Genomic DNA, 15,715 nt, shown 5'->3' with positions numbered 1-15,715 from the left:
GCAAAGAAGTACTTGTCTCATTTTTTAACTGAGCAGGCATCAACCAATTTCTGTTTAACCAAAGTATTAGTTCTTATACCCATTCGGGTTCTTTGATTGCCATCGCCAGGTATCTTCGCACATTTCCTCAATGCCACGAGTCGCTGTCCAGTTCAGCTCTTTTTCAGCTTTAGAGGGATCTGCATAGCATTCGGCAATATCCCCGGGACGACGTGGAGCAATCTTATAAGGTATTTTTTTACCGGAAGCTTTTTCAAAGGCTTTCACCATATCAAGCACACTCGAACCTTTGCCGGTTCCGAGGTTATAGACTGCTAATCCGGGATTAGAGTTTAATTTCTTTAATGCTTTTAAGTGTCCGATGGCCAGATCAACCACATGAATATAATCGCGAACGCCCGTTCCATCGTGGGTAGGGTAGTCATCTCCGAATATTGCGAGTTCCTTAAGTTTGCCGACAGCAACTTGAGAAACATACGGCATAAGGTTATTGGGGATGTCGTTGGGATCTTCACCTATCTGACCACTTTTATGTGCCCCAACTGGATTGAAATATCGTAGCAGGGCAATATTCCAGGATTCATCAGCTACATGTAAATCCTTAAGAATATACTCGATAAAAAGTTTGGTTCGGCCGTAGGGGTTTGTGGCAGAGAGCGGAAAATCCTCAGTTATGGGGACTTTGTGAGGATCACCATAAACTGTTGCTGAAGAAGAGAATACAATATTTTTCACTCCGTGTTTCTTCATAGCTTCACACAAATATATTGTTCCGGTGATATTATTGTCATAGTACATCAGCGGCTCGGCCACGGATTCTCCTACCGCTTTATATCCGGCAAAATGAATAACGGAATCAATAGAATGATTGATGAAAATTTTATCTACCTGTTGTTTGTTCAACAAGTCTTCCTTATAAAAAATCACCTCTTTTCCGGTAATTTCCTGTACCCGTCTCAGGGCTTCCTTACTGCTGTTGGAAAGATTGTCAATCACAATGACTTCATGGCCTTCATTCAGCAGTTCTAATACAGTGTGACTTCCAATATACCCGGCTCCACCTGTTACAAGTACATTCATTATTTGTAAACCTACTCTTTTCTTTTTTTTAGATTTTTTCTTCTAACTCTTTGATGACTTTAGTACAAATTTCCTGAATCTTTTGAGAGGATACTTTTAAATCACTATCTGGCTTTTCATCCCATAGTAGCGTTTTTGCATGCTCATATTCTTCGATAATCTGATCTAAGCCAAGCATTTGCGCTACGGGTTTTATCTTGTGTCCGGCTTTACGGAAGTTGGTCTCATCCCTTACAGTCAAATACTTGCTGTAATTTTCGGAAAACTCACTAAAGGAATCTATGGCAGCTTCCGAGAACTCACTGATATATTTTTGCTCACCGTATAGCATGTCTGAAAGACCGGAGAAGTCGATTAACTTGCCATTAGCATTGTTATCTAAATGATTATTCAACGTATTATGTCCTATTCTTCGTTAACCGGTTCAGTAATGTTGTGGGGAGTAGGTTTTCCAAATTCATCTAAATGTACAAACACAATTTTATCAATACTGATAATGGTTTCTTTGCTGAATTTGTTACGCACCACGCACTTAACTGTAATTGAAGTCCGCCCGAAGTTAACAGTTTCCATTCCAATCTCAATAACTTCTCCAAGCTTAGCTGAATTGACGAAGTTAATTTCGGACATATACTTGGTCACGATATTCCCTTTACCAAGCTGACAGAGAACATAAATGGCTGCCTCTTCATCCACCCAAGAAATAACAGTACCCCCGAATAGAGTTCCATGGGCATTTAGATCTTCCGGTTTAATCAGTTTTCTGCTAAAAAATCTCATTTTATCCTTATAGTTTATTACTACCTTTAAGATAAGAGTTAAAGTAATAATGAAGTAATTTCATTTTAACTCTTCGAAATAAAAAGTTTTATTGGATAATCAATAGAACTAATATTATTGTTATTGTAACAAAGAGGGTGGATTTTACTCTCTCTATGTAAAAAGAATTTATTACGGCTTAGATATTATGAAGACAATTGCACTGACGAATCAAAAGGGCGGAGTTGGGAAAACTACCACAACCATTAATTTGGGGGCTGGTCTTGCCAAATTAGGTAAGAAAGTACTGTTAATAGATTTGGATCCTCAGGCCAATTTAACCTACTCTTTACGAACTCATTCACACCGGCTTGATAAAACTATTTATCATGCACTACGAGGTAATGTAAGTGTGGATGAGCTTATTATCGAACACAACGGCTTTGACTTCATTCCGTCGTCTTTGGAGCTTTCCGGGGCAGAACTGGAGCTTGCAAGTGAACCGGCCAGAGAAGGGTTATTGAAAAATGTAATCAAAGACCTGGAAAAGAATCATGATTACGATTATGTACTTATTGATTGCCCGCCTAACCTTGGTTTGTTAACCCTGAATGCTTTTACTGCAGTTAAAGATATATTTATTGTGTTACAGTCAGAGTATTTGGCACTACACGGACTTTCGAAATTGCTTGATTTAGTAAAAGTTGTTCAACAAAGGTTGAATAACCAGCTTGAAGTTGGAGGCATAATTTGTACACTTTATGACAGCCGTAAGAACTTAAATAAAGAAGTAGTAGGGCATATTAAAGATTATTTTGGGCCCAAAGTTTTTAAAACAATAATTCGCGACAATGTTGCGCTTGCAGAAGCTCCAAGTCACCATAAAACTATTTTTGAATACGATGGCAACAGTGCTGGAGCACAAGATTACTTTGCTTTGGCTAAAGAAATAAAAAACGGCAAGTAAGAAAATGAGTAAAAAAAAGAGCCTTGGACATAATCCGCTTGCATATAGCACGCGGAGACATGCTTCTTTTGATTTTATTACTCCGTCCAGAAGTGATGAAGAGGAGAACGATGGGGGGGATTTTGGGCAGAAGGAGCAAAAAATAAATAAGATCACAGCCAGTTATTATCTGGAAGAACCGATTGTTGTTAAGGTCAGAGACGTGGCAGACCAAAAGGAAATTTCTTACTCAGCGTTAGTTAATGATATCCTGAAAGACTCTTTAAGAGATCTGACTTCTGATTAATTTTATTATTTATAAACTCTCTTCTTTTCTTATAATGTGCCCCATATAAAAGGCACTATGTTTCATACCTATCACGCACATTCTTTAGACCAACTTGCTCAACATTTTTCCGAAATCTTTGCAACGGAAAAACCGAAGCCGTTAGAGCCTGCCTGGGTAATTGTTCAAAATAATGAAATCAAAGAATGGTTGGCTTTAAAATTAGCAGCTCATAAAGGTATTGCCGGAAATTTCAGATTTATATTTCCTTCCGAATTTCTTTGGGTTTTATACAGGGAGTGCAGAGAAGGGTTACCAAAGGTATTACCGAGTGACTTAAATGCTTTGCAATGGGCCTTGTTTAATCTGTTTACTCAAGACCCAACATTGTTGGATGAAATTCCGGTTTATGACCGGGAAAAAGATCGCCCACAGAAACGATTCCGGTTATGCAGTCAGTTAGCGGATAATTTCGACCAATACCAGGTTTATCGCCCTGATATGATGGAAAAGTGGCTGGAGCAAAAGCTTATAACCAATAATAAAAACGAGCAATGGCAATCTGTTATTTGGAACCATTTAAATAAAGAGTGGCAGGCATCTCCAAAAACTAAGAATATTCCACGCCGCTCCCAGGCATTTATTGAACTGCTCGGTTGGCTGGAAGAGGATGAGAAGCTGCTGAATAAGATTCCTGGGCAGATATATATATTCGGTCTATCACACGCTCCTAAACCATTTTTAGAGATCATCAGTAAGATATCAAAGACAAATGAGGTGCATTATTTTCATCGTGATTCAACAGTCGGGTATGATTCTCAGGATATGGGTTCATTGGTTGAGAAGTGGAATAAACCCGAACGGGAACAAGCTGAATTATTAAGACAGGTACTAAAGAGTGACAAGGTTAAGGTTCAAAAAGAGGTTTTATCTGATCCGGAAGTAATGCAGCTGCCGGAGGTTGAAATTCATTCCTGCCACAACAAGCGGAGGGAAGTACAGGTACTGAAGGATCGTATACTTAAATATTTGGATGAAAACCCGAAGTCAGGGCCTGATGATGTTTTGGTTATGGTTCCCGATGCGGAAGCTTATGCCGGAGTTTTAGAAACGATATTTAATAACGATGAAGGTGAGCCGGCTATTCCTGTTTCGAGGCTCAGTGGCAGGAACAGGCAGTCTGCAGAGCATGCCTTGGCAGAATTACTCGAACTACTTTCCTCGCCTTTCAAGGCAACTTCAGTACTTCAATTCATGCAGCTTGAACCTATAAAAACACGGTTCTCTTTTTCCAATAATGATTTGAATTTAATAGAACAATGGGTTTATGATAATAAGGTTTACCGGGAAATTGGTGAGCAGTTTAATACACGCTTTAGCTGGAAAAAAGGGATTAACCAGCTCATATCCGGGTTCTCCATGGAGCCTGACTCTTTGGAGGTCTATGAGGGGATGATTCCGTTTTCAGGAATTTCATCTACTGAGGATGCAGATCTCGTCGCCCGCTTTTCAAGCTTTCTTCATTGCCTGAAAAAAGCTTTTGAAGATACCACTAATCCTAAAGAACCGGTGCAATGGCTTGAAGTTGTACATGGTTATGTGGCTGAATTTTTCAGTGAGGCCGAGGATGGAAACAGCAGGCTACACATGCTCATTGATAAGCTGAAACAACAAGTGAGATTTTCAAAAACTCAGGAAGTCGTTACTTTTAGTTTGATTAAATCATGGCTTGGAGGGCGATTAGAGTCTCAGAACTCAAGTGCAGGCCGGTTTGGTCAAGGGGTGACGGTAAGCTCATATATCCCGTATCGTTCGGTGCCATTCCGATTTATTGGTTTCTTGGGGATGGATGAAGGAATTTTCCCAAGAAAAGCTGTCAGACCGGAATTTGATCTTATTTATTCTGAGCCCCAACCGGGAGATCGCATTCTCAAAGAAGACGATACTTATTTATTTTTGGAAAGCCTGCAAGCTGCCGGAGATTATTTACACATTAGCTATCGTGGGCAAAGTCAACGCTCCGATTCATTTAAGCTTCCTTCTATTTTGGTGCAACAACTCATAGATGTTTTGTATGAAGGTCAAACGGATAGTACTATTCGACACAGTTTGCACCCATTCAATAGACGGTATTTTAGCGCAGACCAACCGGTATCATATTCCGGTTCAATAAGGGCATTATCTCAACAGATGTCAGAAGGTTCCCGAAAGGAAAGCATTGATTTTATTGGAAGTGACTTTGTTTTGAGCAAGGGGGATTTGAAAAATAAGGTTCATATTCATGACCTTATTGACTTTTTTACTCATCCTTGTAAATATATGTTGGAAAATGAATTAGATATCAAAAACTTTAATGACTTTAATATAGTTTCTGATCGTGAAGAGTTTAAACTAAGGGGCTTGGAGCGATACAAACTGGATGCTCTTTTATTTCAAACGCTATCTCGCAACGAATCTCCTGAACAAGTCTATCGATATGCTGACGCAGCTTCTATGATCCCGGAAAAACTCCAGGGAGAAAAAGCTTTCAGGATTGAAAAAGAGAGCATACAAGCTCTATTAGAAGAGTTAAATATAAGGTTCACAGAAGAAGAGCGATCAGTAAAAATTTCAATTGAACTGGAAGGTATAGAAATAAATGGCATTATAGGTGGGGTTTATGGTAACACCCTGGTGTCACATCGTGTAGGTAAGCGGAAGCCTAAATATGAGGCAGAACATTGGCTTAAGCACTTATTGCTGCTGGAGGCGGGAGAAGATATCGAGCAAAGTCTCTTTCTTTCCAAAGAAGATGTCGAGATAGAAACCCTGACTCTAAGTTCTGCTAACATCACTAAAAATCCGTTACGAGAGCTATTACAGTGGTTTAACCGGGAGAACGAATTACTTGATAAAGTGGCTTTCTTTGTGGAGTCATCTAAGAAATATGCCGGGAAGTATCTGGAGGACGAGGATAAAGCGGATGCCGTAAATGCAGCCCGGTCTGTATGGGAGGATGATCAGTACACCTTTTCCGCGGAGTCGGTTGACTATTTTAACCATGTAATTTGGCGTAATAAGGATCCATTGGCTCAAAATGCCTTTCATGAAAATGCGCTTCTGTTTTGGGAACCATTTTTGAAGGCTGTTTCGGAGGGGGAGGATGAGTAAACCTCTGAATGTATTTGAAGTGCCTTTAAGCGGACTTAGTTTGGTAGAGGCCAGTGCAGGAACCGGTAAAACCTATAATATTACTTCCTTGTATGTCAGGGCTATCCTTGAAATGGGGCTTCTGCCGTCTCAAATCCTTGTTATGACTTACACTGATGCTGCTACCGCCGAGCTTAAATTTCGATTAAGAAACAGGCTGAAGGAGTCTTTAAAAACTTTTCAAGGCCAAAATCCGGAGAATGACCCGTTTTTGACCGCTTTGCTGGACCAGTCCTATGAAAACGCAGCAGCTAAACTTAAAACTGCCATCGATACCTTTGATGAAGCCTCAGTTTTTACCATCCATGGCTTCTGTAGTCGTCTGCTAACTGAGTATAGCCTTCAGTTTGATGTATCCCCCGACTTTGAGCTCCTGGCCGATTATTCGGAGCTATTACAGGATTGCGTAGACGACTATTGGAGATCTTTTGTAGGGAAAGCAGAAGAAGACGAGCATCATTTGCTTCTATTAGATTATTTGACTGATGACAGTTTTGGTCCGGATGAATTGAAGCAGACCCTGGATAAAGTACTGACGCATCCTTATGCCAAAGTAGAGCCTTCTGATAACAACCTGGAAGAATTGTATGGCTTGTTTCCGGAATTGAAATCAAAGTTTAATCACCTTAAAGAGTGTTGGGAAAAGAACCGGGCACAATTAGATGAGATATACCATAGTGGAAAATTAAATGGCACTTATTTTAGAGAAGGGAGGAGCAAGCAAAAGGATTGGGTTGATCTATTGGATTTAGTCTCAAGATCTGCACCAAAAGTTGGAATTTCATCGGATCGGATGCCAAGATTAGGGACATATATGCAAGAAAAGGGAAGTACAAAGAAGTTTACAGTTCCTGAACTGGATTTTTTCCCTGCACTTGATGATTATATTAGTATAGCAGAAAGGTTAAAGCTACTGAAACCTGCATTCATCAGAGAATCTATTGAAGAAATTAGAAATGTTTTTGAAATTCAAAAGTCATCTTCTAATTTACTTACTTATAATGATTTACTGGAATCAGTTGAAAAAGGATTAAGGGGTGATAAGACCGGTTATTTGGTAAAGACCTTGAGTAAAAAGTATCCGTTAGCGCTGGTGGATGAATTTCAGGATACGGATCCCGTTCAGTATGGTATTTTTAAACAGATTTATGGGGAGAAAAAAGATAAAGCTCTGTTTATGATTGGGGATCCCAAGCAGGCTATTTATGGTTTCCGCGGGGCAGACATCTTCACCTATTTAGATGCTAAAACTGATGCAGGCGATGATCAGTCATACACATTAGGAGAGAACTACCGCTCAAATGAAAAGATGATTAAAGGTGTCAATGAGTTTTTTGGGCAATCAGAATTACCTTTTCAAATAGAGCAGCTTAAGTTTAATCCGGTTTCGTTTCCAAACCGGAAGGATGGTACCGAGTATATCCTAGATGCAGCCGGGAACCCGATTACCCCATTTCAGAGCATTATAATTGATGATGATTCTGCCTCTAAAAAAGATGATTTCAATAATTTGATTTATGATGCAGTAACTGATGAAATCATTGAGCTGCTTTCAGGTGGATATACAGTGAAAGGAGAGAAAATCCGGGAGGAAGATATTGCCATTTTGGTCCGGAGTGGCTTCCAGGGGGAAGAAATTCAATCACGATTGCGTGATCATGGGCTAAACAGTGTATTAAAATCCAGAACCAGCGTTTTTCAGGTAAGGGAATCAGACGAGTTGTTTGTTGTACTTAAAGCCGTACAAAATATTCGTTCGGAACCGGGAATAAGAGCAGCTTTGGCTACTGAGATGTTAGGTTACAGTGCAGGCGATATCCAAAACTTATTGACTAACGAGGCTGAATGGTCGGCCGTCATTGAAAAGTTTATATCAATCAAGGGAGAATGGGATAATAAAGGTATTGACGCAGCCATCGAGATGATATTCAAGCGTTTTAAATGTTTGGAGATACTTGCATTGAAAAAAGATGCAGAACGCCGCATAACAAACCTGATGCATCTTTCTGAATTACTGGATAAAACAGAACGACAAGAGCGTTTATATGGAAAGGCATTGCTGAAGTGGTTTTATCAGAAGAAAAACGAAGAGAATACTGAAGCGGATGAGGAACAACTGCGTCTTGAAAGTGATGAGAAGCTGATACAGATATCAACCATACACGCGGCAAAAGGACTTCAGTACCGAATTGTGTTTTGCCCATTTCTTTGGAATGCTGCCAAGAAGATTAAAAAAGGCGAAGTATTTAGCTTTTACCGGGATGGCAATATTCATGTGGATATCAGTCAAAGTGTAACCCATTATAAAAAAGAGGACTTTAAAACACTCTCAGAGGAACAGCAGCTGGCAGAGGAAGTGAGGCTTGCCTACGTAGCATTGACTCGCTCAGTGTCGGCCTGCTACCTTTTTATTCCAAATTCTAAAGATGTCAGCACTTCGGCTATTGCTTTTATTTTGGGCAGAGATAAATCGGATAACAACTTCACATTTGAAAAAATATCTGAGGTTCTTACAGATTGTGAGTTTATTAAAGTCCGAAACTCGGCTGAAGGCAAACCTGCAGGCTTTGAACTAAATGCAGAAGTAAAGACTCCTGATTTGAAGGTAAGAGAGATGAGACGCGATGATTTGTTCCGTTTTCCGAGAATGTTGAGCTATTCGTCCCTTTCCGAAGGAAAAGATCATTCAGAAAGTCCTCACGATTATGATTCTGTATATGAGCTTTATGAAAAAGAGGCTGTTATTTTTGATAAGTATGGTTTCCCTAAAGGTGCTACAGCCGGAACTTGTTTGCACAAAATTTTTGAAGACATTCAATTCAGTAATCCAAAAAGCGTTTCGGAAGCGGTTACACAAAACCTGGATTATTATGGATTTTCCAAGTCGTGGGAAAACCCAACGGAACAATGGGTTTATTCTGTGCTTACTCATTCACTGAATGAACAAGGCGTGATGCTTTCAAAATTAATGAAAAGCAATGTTTTAAAGGAGATGGAGTTCTATTTCCCGACCGGGCAGATAAAAGTTAATGAGTTATGGGAAATGATCAGAGGTGAAAGTCCTTTTATAATAGATAAGGAGTCTTTTTTTGGGTTTTTAAAGGGTTTTATTGACCTCATATTCAAATACGAAGGCCGGTTTTATATTCTTGATTATAAATCAAATCACTTGGGAGATAGCCCTGAAGATTATTCCAAGTCAAATCTAAATCAGGCGATTTTGGATGCCGGATATGATCTTCAATATCATATTTATACGCTGGCTTTGCATCGTTATTTGGGGCAGCGTATAAAAGGGTATGATTATGAACAGCATTTTGGCGGAGTAATGTATTTATTTCTTCGCGGGGTAAATCAGGATCAATCCGGCAGTGGGGTCTTTTTTGATAGACCTGACTTAGGTTTGATACAAAGCATGGATGAATATTTCCACCAGGGAGGTACAAAATGAATGTATTGAACTATTTGGAAACCCTTAGAAGCCAAGAGATTATCGGTTTACTTGAAGTAGAGTATGTCCGGTTTCTGCTCGAGATTCAGCCTGATGAGAAAGAGGAAGTATTGTTGGCAGCTGCAGCCTGTATCCAGGCTCAGCAGAACGGGAATGTTTGTTTGGATATCCAGGCATGGGATCATGCCTATTTATTTGAAGATCCAAAATCAGAAATTAAAATTACAGGAGCTCTGAAACAGAGTTGGCTGGATGCGTTGCTAAAAAGCCGGTTAGTTAGTACCGGAGATGAATTAAAACCACTTGTTGTGGAAGACAAACGGCTGTATTTGCATCGCTTCTGGAAATACGAAGAAGAGCTCTCGGAGTGGCTGAAGAATAAATCTGAAAAATTATACCCGGAGTCAAATGAAGTTAAATCGATCCTTCAAAATATATTGCAACCGTCTTCCGATTTGTTTGAAGTTAATTGGCAGCATGTAGCCGTTTGTTTAAGTTTTCTAAAAGATTTATTAGTTATTTCTGGTGGACCTGGAACAGGAAAAACGTTTACGGTTTTGAACATTATAGCCGTTCATGCCATGGTTCATTCAAATAAAGAGTTGAGAATAGCATTGGCCGCGCCAACCGGTAAAGCTGCAAGAAGGCTGGCTGAGTCTATTGAATCAGGAAAAGAGAATTTACCTGAAAGCATTTTATCAGGCATTGTCATTCCTGATACAGCTCTGACGGTTCATAAACTATTAGGTTCAGATTTCAAGGGAAGCCGCTTTAAGTACAACGAAGAAAATAAACTGCCATATGATATTGTAGTGATAGACGAAGCATCTATGCTCGATATTACCATGTGGGTTCGGTTGATTCGTGCAATCGGGGATGACACTAAGTTGGTAGTACTGGGTGATAAGGATCAACTTGCCTCGGTGGAGGCTGGATCTATTCTGGGGGATCTTTGTCAGGGTGAAAATTCATTCTCTGAGAAGGTTGCTGCCACCATAAATGAAATGTCCGGAATTCCTGTTCCGGTAGTAAAATCGAAACCTTCCATCAATGACAGTGTGGTATTTTTGACTAAGAGTTATCGTTTTGGTACTGACAGCGGAATCGGGCAGTTTGCTCTTGCTGTAAATAATGCGGACGCTGAAAAGGCAATTCGTTTGCTGAAAGACTCCAGATATCCTAACTTAAATTGGGTAGACTCTTCTTCGGAGCCACTGCAAGAAATTATTCAAAAATTTGCTGTCGACCATTATCAATACTATTCAGGGGAAGAAGAAAATAAAAGGCTTATCTCTTCGAATCGGAAAAAGATATTATGCGCTTTAAGACGAGGAAGAAGTGGGGTAGAACAAATCAATCGCGAAGCTGAGCGACTAATTCGAAGAAAGAAAGGAATACTTAATTCTACAGAATGGTATGACGGAAGAATAGTAATGGCTACCCGTAATGATTCAATACTTAAAATCAGAAATGGCGAAATAGGTATTTGTAAGTACAAAGAAGAACCGGCTATAAAATTTGAGGGAGAATATGCCAAAGAAATTTCGGCGACCCGTCTGAAAGAGTATGAACCGGCTTATGCAATTACTATTCATAAAAGTCAGGGTTCTGAATTTGATGAAGTGGCAATAATACTTCCAAGTAAAGTAAATTCAATACTTTCAAAAGAGATTCTGTATACAGCTGTAACAAGAGCCCGTCAAAACACTCTTATAATTGCAAATGAAGAAATTATCAGGAAAACAATCCAACAGTCTGTATCAAGAAATAGCGGTTTGAGGCAAAAAGTTTGGGAAGATATAGCTTGACGATTTTTTAATGATCGGAACAATTTGATATTAAAAAAGCTACAATGCTCATAAGCAAAGTAGCTTAAATTTGTACCCCAAAAAGCCAACGTATCAGGGGGGAGCGGTTGATAGCCGTTTCCCCTTATTTATTTCTCCCAATATGCTCATCAATTCTATAAAAAGCACTTAGAGATTTCTAATCAGTATTAAATCTTCTTAATCGCGAAAAATATGTCACAAAAAAGTACTTTTATTTATTGCAGCCCAATAAATTACAGTTAATATTTCTGAAAAGGATGATTCAACTCAGCAGAAAGCATGTTCGTTTCAGCCAGGGGAGTTGAAATAGAAGCTGTATCCTAATTGATGATTCTTATTAGTTCTTTTCTGCATAATTTTATACCTGCCGGATAATTAACTAATAACAAATAAAAACCCCGCACATAGATTATGTGCGGGGTTTTTTATCTAATGAAATTTTTGAACCGTTGAATTATTCAGCCGGCTTTACTTCAAGTAATTCTACTTTAAAAATAAGTGTTTCATTAGGGCCGATTGAGCTGCCTCTCGGAGCTTGTGCTCCGTAAGCAAGGTCCGAAGGGATATAAAATTCATATATGGCACCTTCACTCATTAGTTGTACACCTTCAGTCCAACCAGGGATCACACGATTCAAAGGGAATTCGGCTCCTTCATAAGGTTCTCTTTGCGCGTTGTATAGATCATTAGCCTGAGCCACATCTTTTCTGCTGGTATCAAAGATAGTGCCGTCGACTAGTCGACCGGTGTAGTGAACACGAACGATATTTTCTGCGGAAGGTGATTCTCCGTCGCCTTCTTCAATAACCTTATATTGAAGTCCGGAGTCGGTAACCATTACACCCTCTTTATCTTTGTTCTCTTCAAGAAAAGCCTGACCTTTTTCTAAATTTTCAGCGCCTTTCAGTTCCGAAATTTCCTGAATGTAGGTGTTGATGATTTTAAAAACTTCATCTCGAGACATAAGCTCTTCGCCTTCAAGCCCGTCGCTTAATCCGGCATTATAGTTGTGGATATCTACTTCGTCAATGCTTTCAGTTTTCAGCATCATACCGTTTTGATAACCGAGTGCGTAACTTACACTGTCAAGCTGGGTAGATAAATCAGCTTCGTAGGTTCCACTCATTTTTTGGTCGCAAGCTGAAATAAGGAGCAAAGAGCTTAAGATTGCAGCTATACTTAATTTGTTCAATTTCATAGTTAATTTTTGGTGATTAGAAATTTGTTAGTGATCTAGAATTTAGGTTTACAAAATAGGGTAAATCATGGCAAAGTGGAATAAATAATCATCGATCTATGTATATTGTAGGATCATAAGAAATTTCACAACAGACGAATACATTGACATTTAACGATTTTGACTTTAATGACGAGCTGAAAGCAGGCTTGCGAGACATTGGCTATACAGAACCGACCCCCATACAAGCACAGGCAATGCCGATTATCCTTGAAAAAAAGGATCTCATAGGGGCAGCTCAAACGGGAACCGGTAAAACAGGGGCTTTTGTAATACCTGTAATACAACAAATTTTAGAGAATCCTTCGGAACATACACAAGCTCTGATATTATCACCTACCCGGGAATTGGCTCAACAAATTGATGAACAAATTTTTGCCCTTGGGTATCATACCGGAATTTCTTCCGCTACAGTAATTGGGGGAGAGGACTTTGGAAAGCAGGCTAATGCTCTTCGTTCCGGAATTGATATTATTGTTGCCACCCCAGGTCGGCTTATTGACCAAAGTAAAGTATTGGATGTAGATTTCAGCCATATTAAATTTTTAGTGCTGGATGAAGCGGACCGTATGCTTGATATGGGATTTCTGCCGGATGTAACCAAGATTATCAAAAAACTTCCAAAAGAACGTCAAACGCTTTTATTTTCGGCAACCATGCCGGAACAGATTAAGAAACTGGCGAATGATTTCATGGATAATCCGGAGAAAATTGAAATTGAAATTGAAAAACCATCCGGTAGCATTTCCCAGAAAGCCTACTTTGTTGAGCAAAAGGATAAATTAAATTTGATTCAGGATGTTCTGGATGGCTTAGCCTGGGATTCATGTATTATTTTCTGTGCGACTAAAAGAGGAGTTGATGAGTTAGAGCGCCTATTGGTTAAGAAGGGTATTAAGGCCGGCAGTATTCACGGAGACAGAGATCAGGATGAACGAAATAAATCTCTGCATGAATTTAAAAGTGGGAAAGTGCCGGTAATTGTGGCAACGGATGTGTTAGCCCGCGGCATTGATATCGCTGATGTATCGCTAATCGTAAATTATGATGTACCTCGACAGGTTGATGATTATGTACATAGAATTGGGCGTACCGGCCGATATGATAAGTCGGGGGTAGCTATCACTTTTGTAAACAAAAAAGATCGCAGAGCATTTAGTGCAATTCAGGATAAAGTTGGAGATCAGTTAGAAATGTTGGAAGCCGATTCCAATAAAAAATCTAAACCTGATTCGGATAGATCAAAATCAAAAGATAAATCACGAAAACCGGCACCCGATAAGAAGCCTCCAAAAAAGGAAAAAGAAACTGCTTCAAAAAAAGAAACTAAGAATACATCGGCCAGGGAAGTTGATTACGGTTCCGATAAAGAATATAAAGGTAAGAAAGAAGCCAAAAAATCTTCTCCCAAAAAGAAAAACGAAAAGCCTGAAAAACTATCACAAAAAGAAATTGAAGCTGCTAATCGAAAAGTTCAAAATTTGAGCAGTGTAGATGTAGTTTTGGCGGGGGATAAGAAGGTTGAAAAAACATCTAAAAAGTCATCCAAGAAAAAACCTGTTTCAAAACAAGAAGATAAAGGACCTGTAATCCCGGCTGAGCGAATTAAAAAAGCAACGAAACGTAATCAAAAATCACTTAAACCCGCTAAGGGTATTTGGGGGTTGATTAAGGCCTTTTTCTCTTGATTAAGGTTCTTGCCGATTCAATTGAACCCATTAATATTTCACTAATTTTAAAAGGAAAAAGTTTAAACCATGAAAAAACTATTTACTTTTTTACTTCTGTCTGTTTTAACGATAGCCTGTCAGCAAAATGAAACCGATACAAAAACCGAAATTATTTCTGTTTCTGAATCTCAGGCTGAAGTACCGGACATGTTACCGTTAGTTGAAAATAAACCAATCAAAAATATCATATTTCTGATAGGTGATGGAACAGGGTTGGCTCAAATTTCAACCGGGCAATATGCCATGGTAGGTCCGGATGGTATGTTGCATATGCAAACCATGCCGGTTACCGGGTTTGTTAAAACACATTCTTCTGATAATCTAATAACAGATTCAGCATCCGGGGCAACCGCTTATTCTTGCGGATTGAAAACTTATAATGGAGCAATAGGAGTAAATCCAAGTGTAACTCCCTGCAAGACCATTCTTGAGCTTGCCGAGGAAAAGGGATTAAGCACCGGTTTGGTTTCAACTTCCTCTATCACTCATGCTACACCGGCCAGTTATGCTGCTCATGTAGAGCAAAGAAGCATGCAGGAAGAAATTGCCGTTGATTTTTTGGACTCAGGTGTCGAAGTATTTCTAGGGGGCGGGGTGAAGTGGTTTTCGCCTGATGAACGAAGTGATTCCCTGGATGTAATGGCACAGTTTGAAGCGGCCGGATACCAAGTTTTATTGAATGAAAATGATCTTCAAGATACATCCTCTGATCGCTTGCTGGGTCTTTTTGCTGAAGACGGAATGGAGCGGGTAGAGGGGGAGCCATCCTCTGCTGCAATGACTCAAAAAGCATTGGATGTTTTAAGCAAGAATGAAGAAGGTTTCTTCTTAATGGTAGAAGGCAGCCAAATTGATTGGGCCGGACATGGAAACAATACTGAATATTTGATACGCGAAGTTGAGGATTTTGATCTTGCTGTAAAAACAGCCCTGGATTTTGCCCAACAAGACGGTGAAACTTTAGTGGTACTAACAGCAGATCATGAAACAGGAGGGATGACTATGCTCAGACAAGCTGATACTGGTGACTCTCTGGAAGTTTATTGGGTTACAGATTACCATACCGGAATTCCGGTCCCTCTTATGGCTTACGGTCCACAAGCTTTGGAATTTATGGGGTGGAGAGATAATACGTATATAGGACAGAAGCTTGCGGAGTTACTTGGGGTAGGTGAGTTGCCTATACTAATGGAGAAATAGATTTTCAT

Annotated in this window: 11 protein-coding genes; 7 read left to right on the top strand and 4 right to left on the bottom strand. The window is 39.5% G+C overall.

The window, feature by feature from the left end; translation table 11 throughout:
* Nucleotides 1-66 precede the first annotated feature (66 nt).
* The 3 genes from galE to HUJ22_RS04640 are packed head-to-tail and all read right to left on the bottom strand — an operon-like array spanning nt 67 to nt 1,860.
* Complete coding sequence (gene galE / locus HUJ22_RS04650) at nt 67-1,080, bottom strand: UDP-glucose 4-epimerase GalE (protein ID WP_290874592.1); 1,014 nt, start codon at nt 1,078-1,080, stop codon at nt 67-69.
* Nucleotides 1,081-1,108: 28 nt separating this feature from the next.
* Nucleotides 1,109-1,474 carry a taurine dioxygenase gene (locus tag HUJ22_RS04645; RefSeq protein WP_290874589.1) on the bottom strand — a complete coding sequence of 122 codons (366 nt, stop codon included), beginning with the start codon at nt 1,472-1,474 and terminating at the stop codon, nt 1,109-1,111.
* 11 nt (nt 1,475-1,485) lie between these two features.
* Entirely contained in the window at nt 1,486-1,860 is a 375-nt protein-coding gene (locus HUJ22_RS04640) for a hotdog domain-containing protein (RefSeq protein WP_290874586.1), read from the bottom strand.
* A 187-nt stretch (nt 1,861-2,047) separates the two neighbouring features.
* Between HUJ22_RS04640 and HUJ22_RS04635 the strand changes: the two genes are divergently transcribed.
* The 5 genes from HUJ22_RS04635 to recD are packed head-to-tail and all read left to right on the top strand — an operon-like array spanning nt 2,048 to nt 11,519.
* Complete coding sequence (locus HUJ22_RS04635) at nt 2,048-2,806, top strand: ParA family protein (RefSeq protein ID WP_290874583.1); 759 nt, start codon at nt 2,048-2,050, stop codon at nt 2,804-2,806.
* Nucleotides 2,807-2,810: 4 nt separating this feature from the next.
* Complete coding sequence (locus HUJ22_RS04630; protein WP_290874580.1) at nt 2,811-3,092, top strand: hypothetical protein; 282 nt, start codon at nt 2,811-2,813, stop codon at nt 3,090-3,092.
* Between the two features lie 57 nt (nt 3,093-3,149).
* Nucleotides 3,150-6,221, top strand: coding sequence for an exodeoxyribonuclease V subunit gamma (locus tag HUJ22_RS04625; protein ID WP_290874577.1), 3,072 nt, complete (start codon nt 3,150-3,152; stop codon nt 6,219-6,221).
* Complete coding sequence (gene recB / locus HUJ22_RS04620; RefSeq protein WP_290874574.1) at nt 6,214-9,711, top strand: exodeoxyribonuclease V subunit beta; 3,498 nt, start codon at nt 6,214-6,216, stop codon at nt 9,709-9,711. The genes HUJ22_RS04625 and recB overlap by 8 nt, the downstream gene beginning before the upstream one ends.
* Entirely contained in the window at nt 9,708-11,519 is a 1,812-nt protein-coding gene (recD, locus tag HUJ22_RS04615; protein WP_290874570.1) for an exodeoxyribonuclease V subunit alpha, read from the top strand. Before recB ends, recD begins: the two co-directional genes overlap by 4 nt.
* Before the next feature lie 475 nt (nt 11,520-11,994).
* Here recD and HUJ22_RS04610 read toward each other — a convergent pair whose 3' ends face one another.
* A complete protein-coding gene (locus HUJ22_RS04610; protein WP_290874566.1) occupies nt 11,995-12,738 on the bottom strand; it encodes an FKBP-type peptidyl-prolyl cis-trans isomerase in 744 nt (247 codons plus the stop codon).
* 143 nt (nt 12,739-12,881) lie between these two features.
* Between HUJ22_RS04610 and HUJ22_RS04605 the strand changes: the two genes are divergently transcribed.
* Nucleotides 12,882-14,465 carry a DEAD/DEAH box helicase gene (locus HUJ22_RS04605; protein WP_290874563.1) on the top strand — a complete coding sequence of 528 codons (1,584 nt, stop codon included), beginning with the start codon at nt 12,882-12,884 and terminating at the stop codon, nt 14,463-14,465.
* A 69-nt stretch (nt 14,466-14,534) separates the two neighbouring features.
* Nucleotides 14,535-15,707, top strand: coding sequence for an alkaline phosphatase (locus tag HUJ22_RS04600; protein ID WP_290874559.1), 1,173 nt, complete (start codon nt 14,535-14,537; stop codon nt 15,705-15,707).
* Nucleotides 15,708-15,715 lie beyond the last annotated feature (8 nt).

It is taken from the genome of Gracilimonas sp., from assembly GCF_014762685.1.
Taxonomy (GTDB): domain Bacteria; phylum Bacteroidota; class Rhodothermia; order Balneolales; family Balneolaceae; genus Gracilimonas.
Note: the sequence above shows the minus strand (reverse complement) of the source record. Positions and strands in the feature narration are given on the sequence as shown.

Excerpts from the sequence above, each read along its gene's own strand:
- HUJ22_RS04640 (WP_290874586.1), bottom strand. The coding sequence starts at position 1,860 with ATGAGATTTTTTAGCAGAAAACTGATTAAACCGGAAGATCTAAATGCC.
- HUJ22_RS04625 (WP_290874577.1), top strand. The coding sequence starts at position 3,150 with ATGTTTCATACCTATCACGCACATTCTTTAGACCAACTTGCTCAACAT.
- HUJ22_RS04610 (WP_290874566.1), bottom strand. The coding sequence starts at position 12,738 with ATGAAATTGAACAAATTAAGTATAGCTGCAATCTTAAGCTCTTTGCTC.
- HUJ22_RS04600 (WP_290874559.1), top strand. The coding sequence starts at position 14,535 with ATGAAAAAACTATTTACTTTTTTACTTCTGTCTGTTTTAACGATAGCC.
- HUJ22_RS04635 (WP_290874583.1), top strand. The coding sequence starts at position 2,048 with ATGAAGACAATTGCACTGACGAATCAAAAGGGCGGAGTTGGGAAAACT.
- recD (WP_290874570.1), top strand. The coding sequence starts at position 9,708 with ATGAATGTATTGAACTATTTGGAAACCCTTAGAAGCCAAGAGATTATC.
- recB (WP_290874574.1), top strand. The coding sequence starts at position 6,214 with ATGAGTAAACCTCTGAATGTATTTGAAGTGCCTTTAAGCGGACTTAGT.
- galE (WP_290874592.1), bottom strand. The coding sequence starts at position 1,080 with ATGAATGTACTTGTAACAGGTGGAGCCGGGTATATTGGAAGTCACACT.
- HUJ22_RS04630 (WP_290874580.1), top strand. The coding sequence starts at position 2,811 with ATGAGTAAAAAAAAGAGCCTTGGACATAATCCGCTTGCATATAGCACG.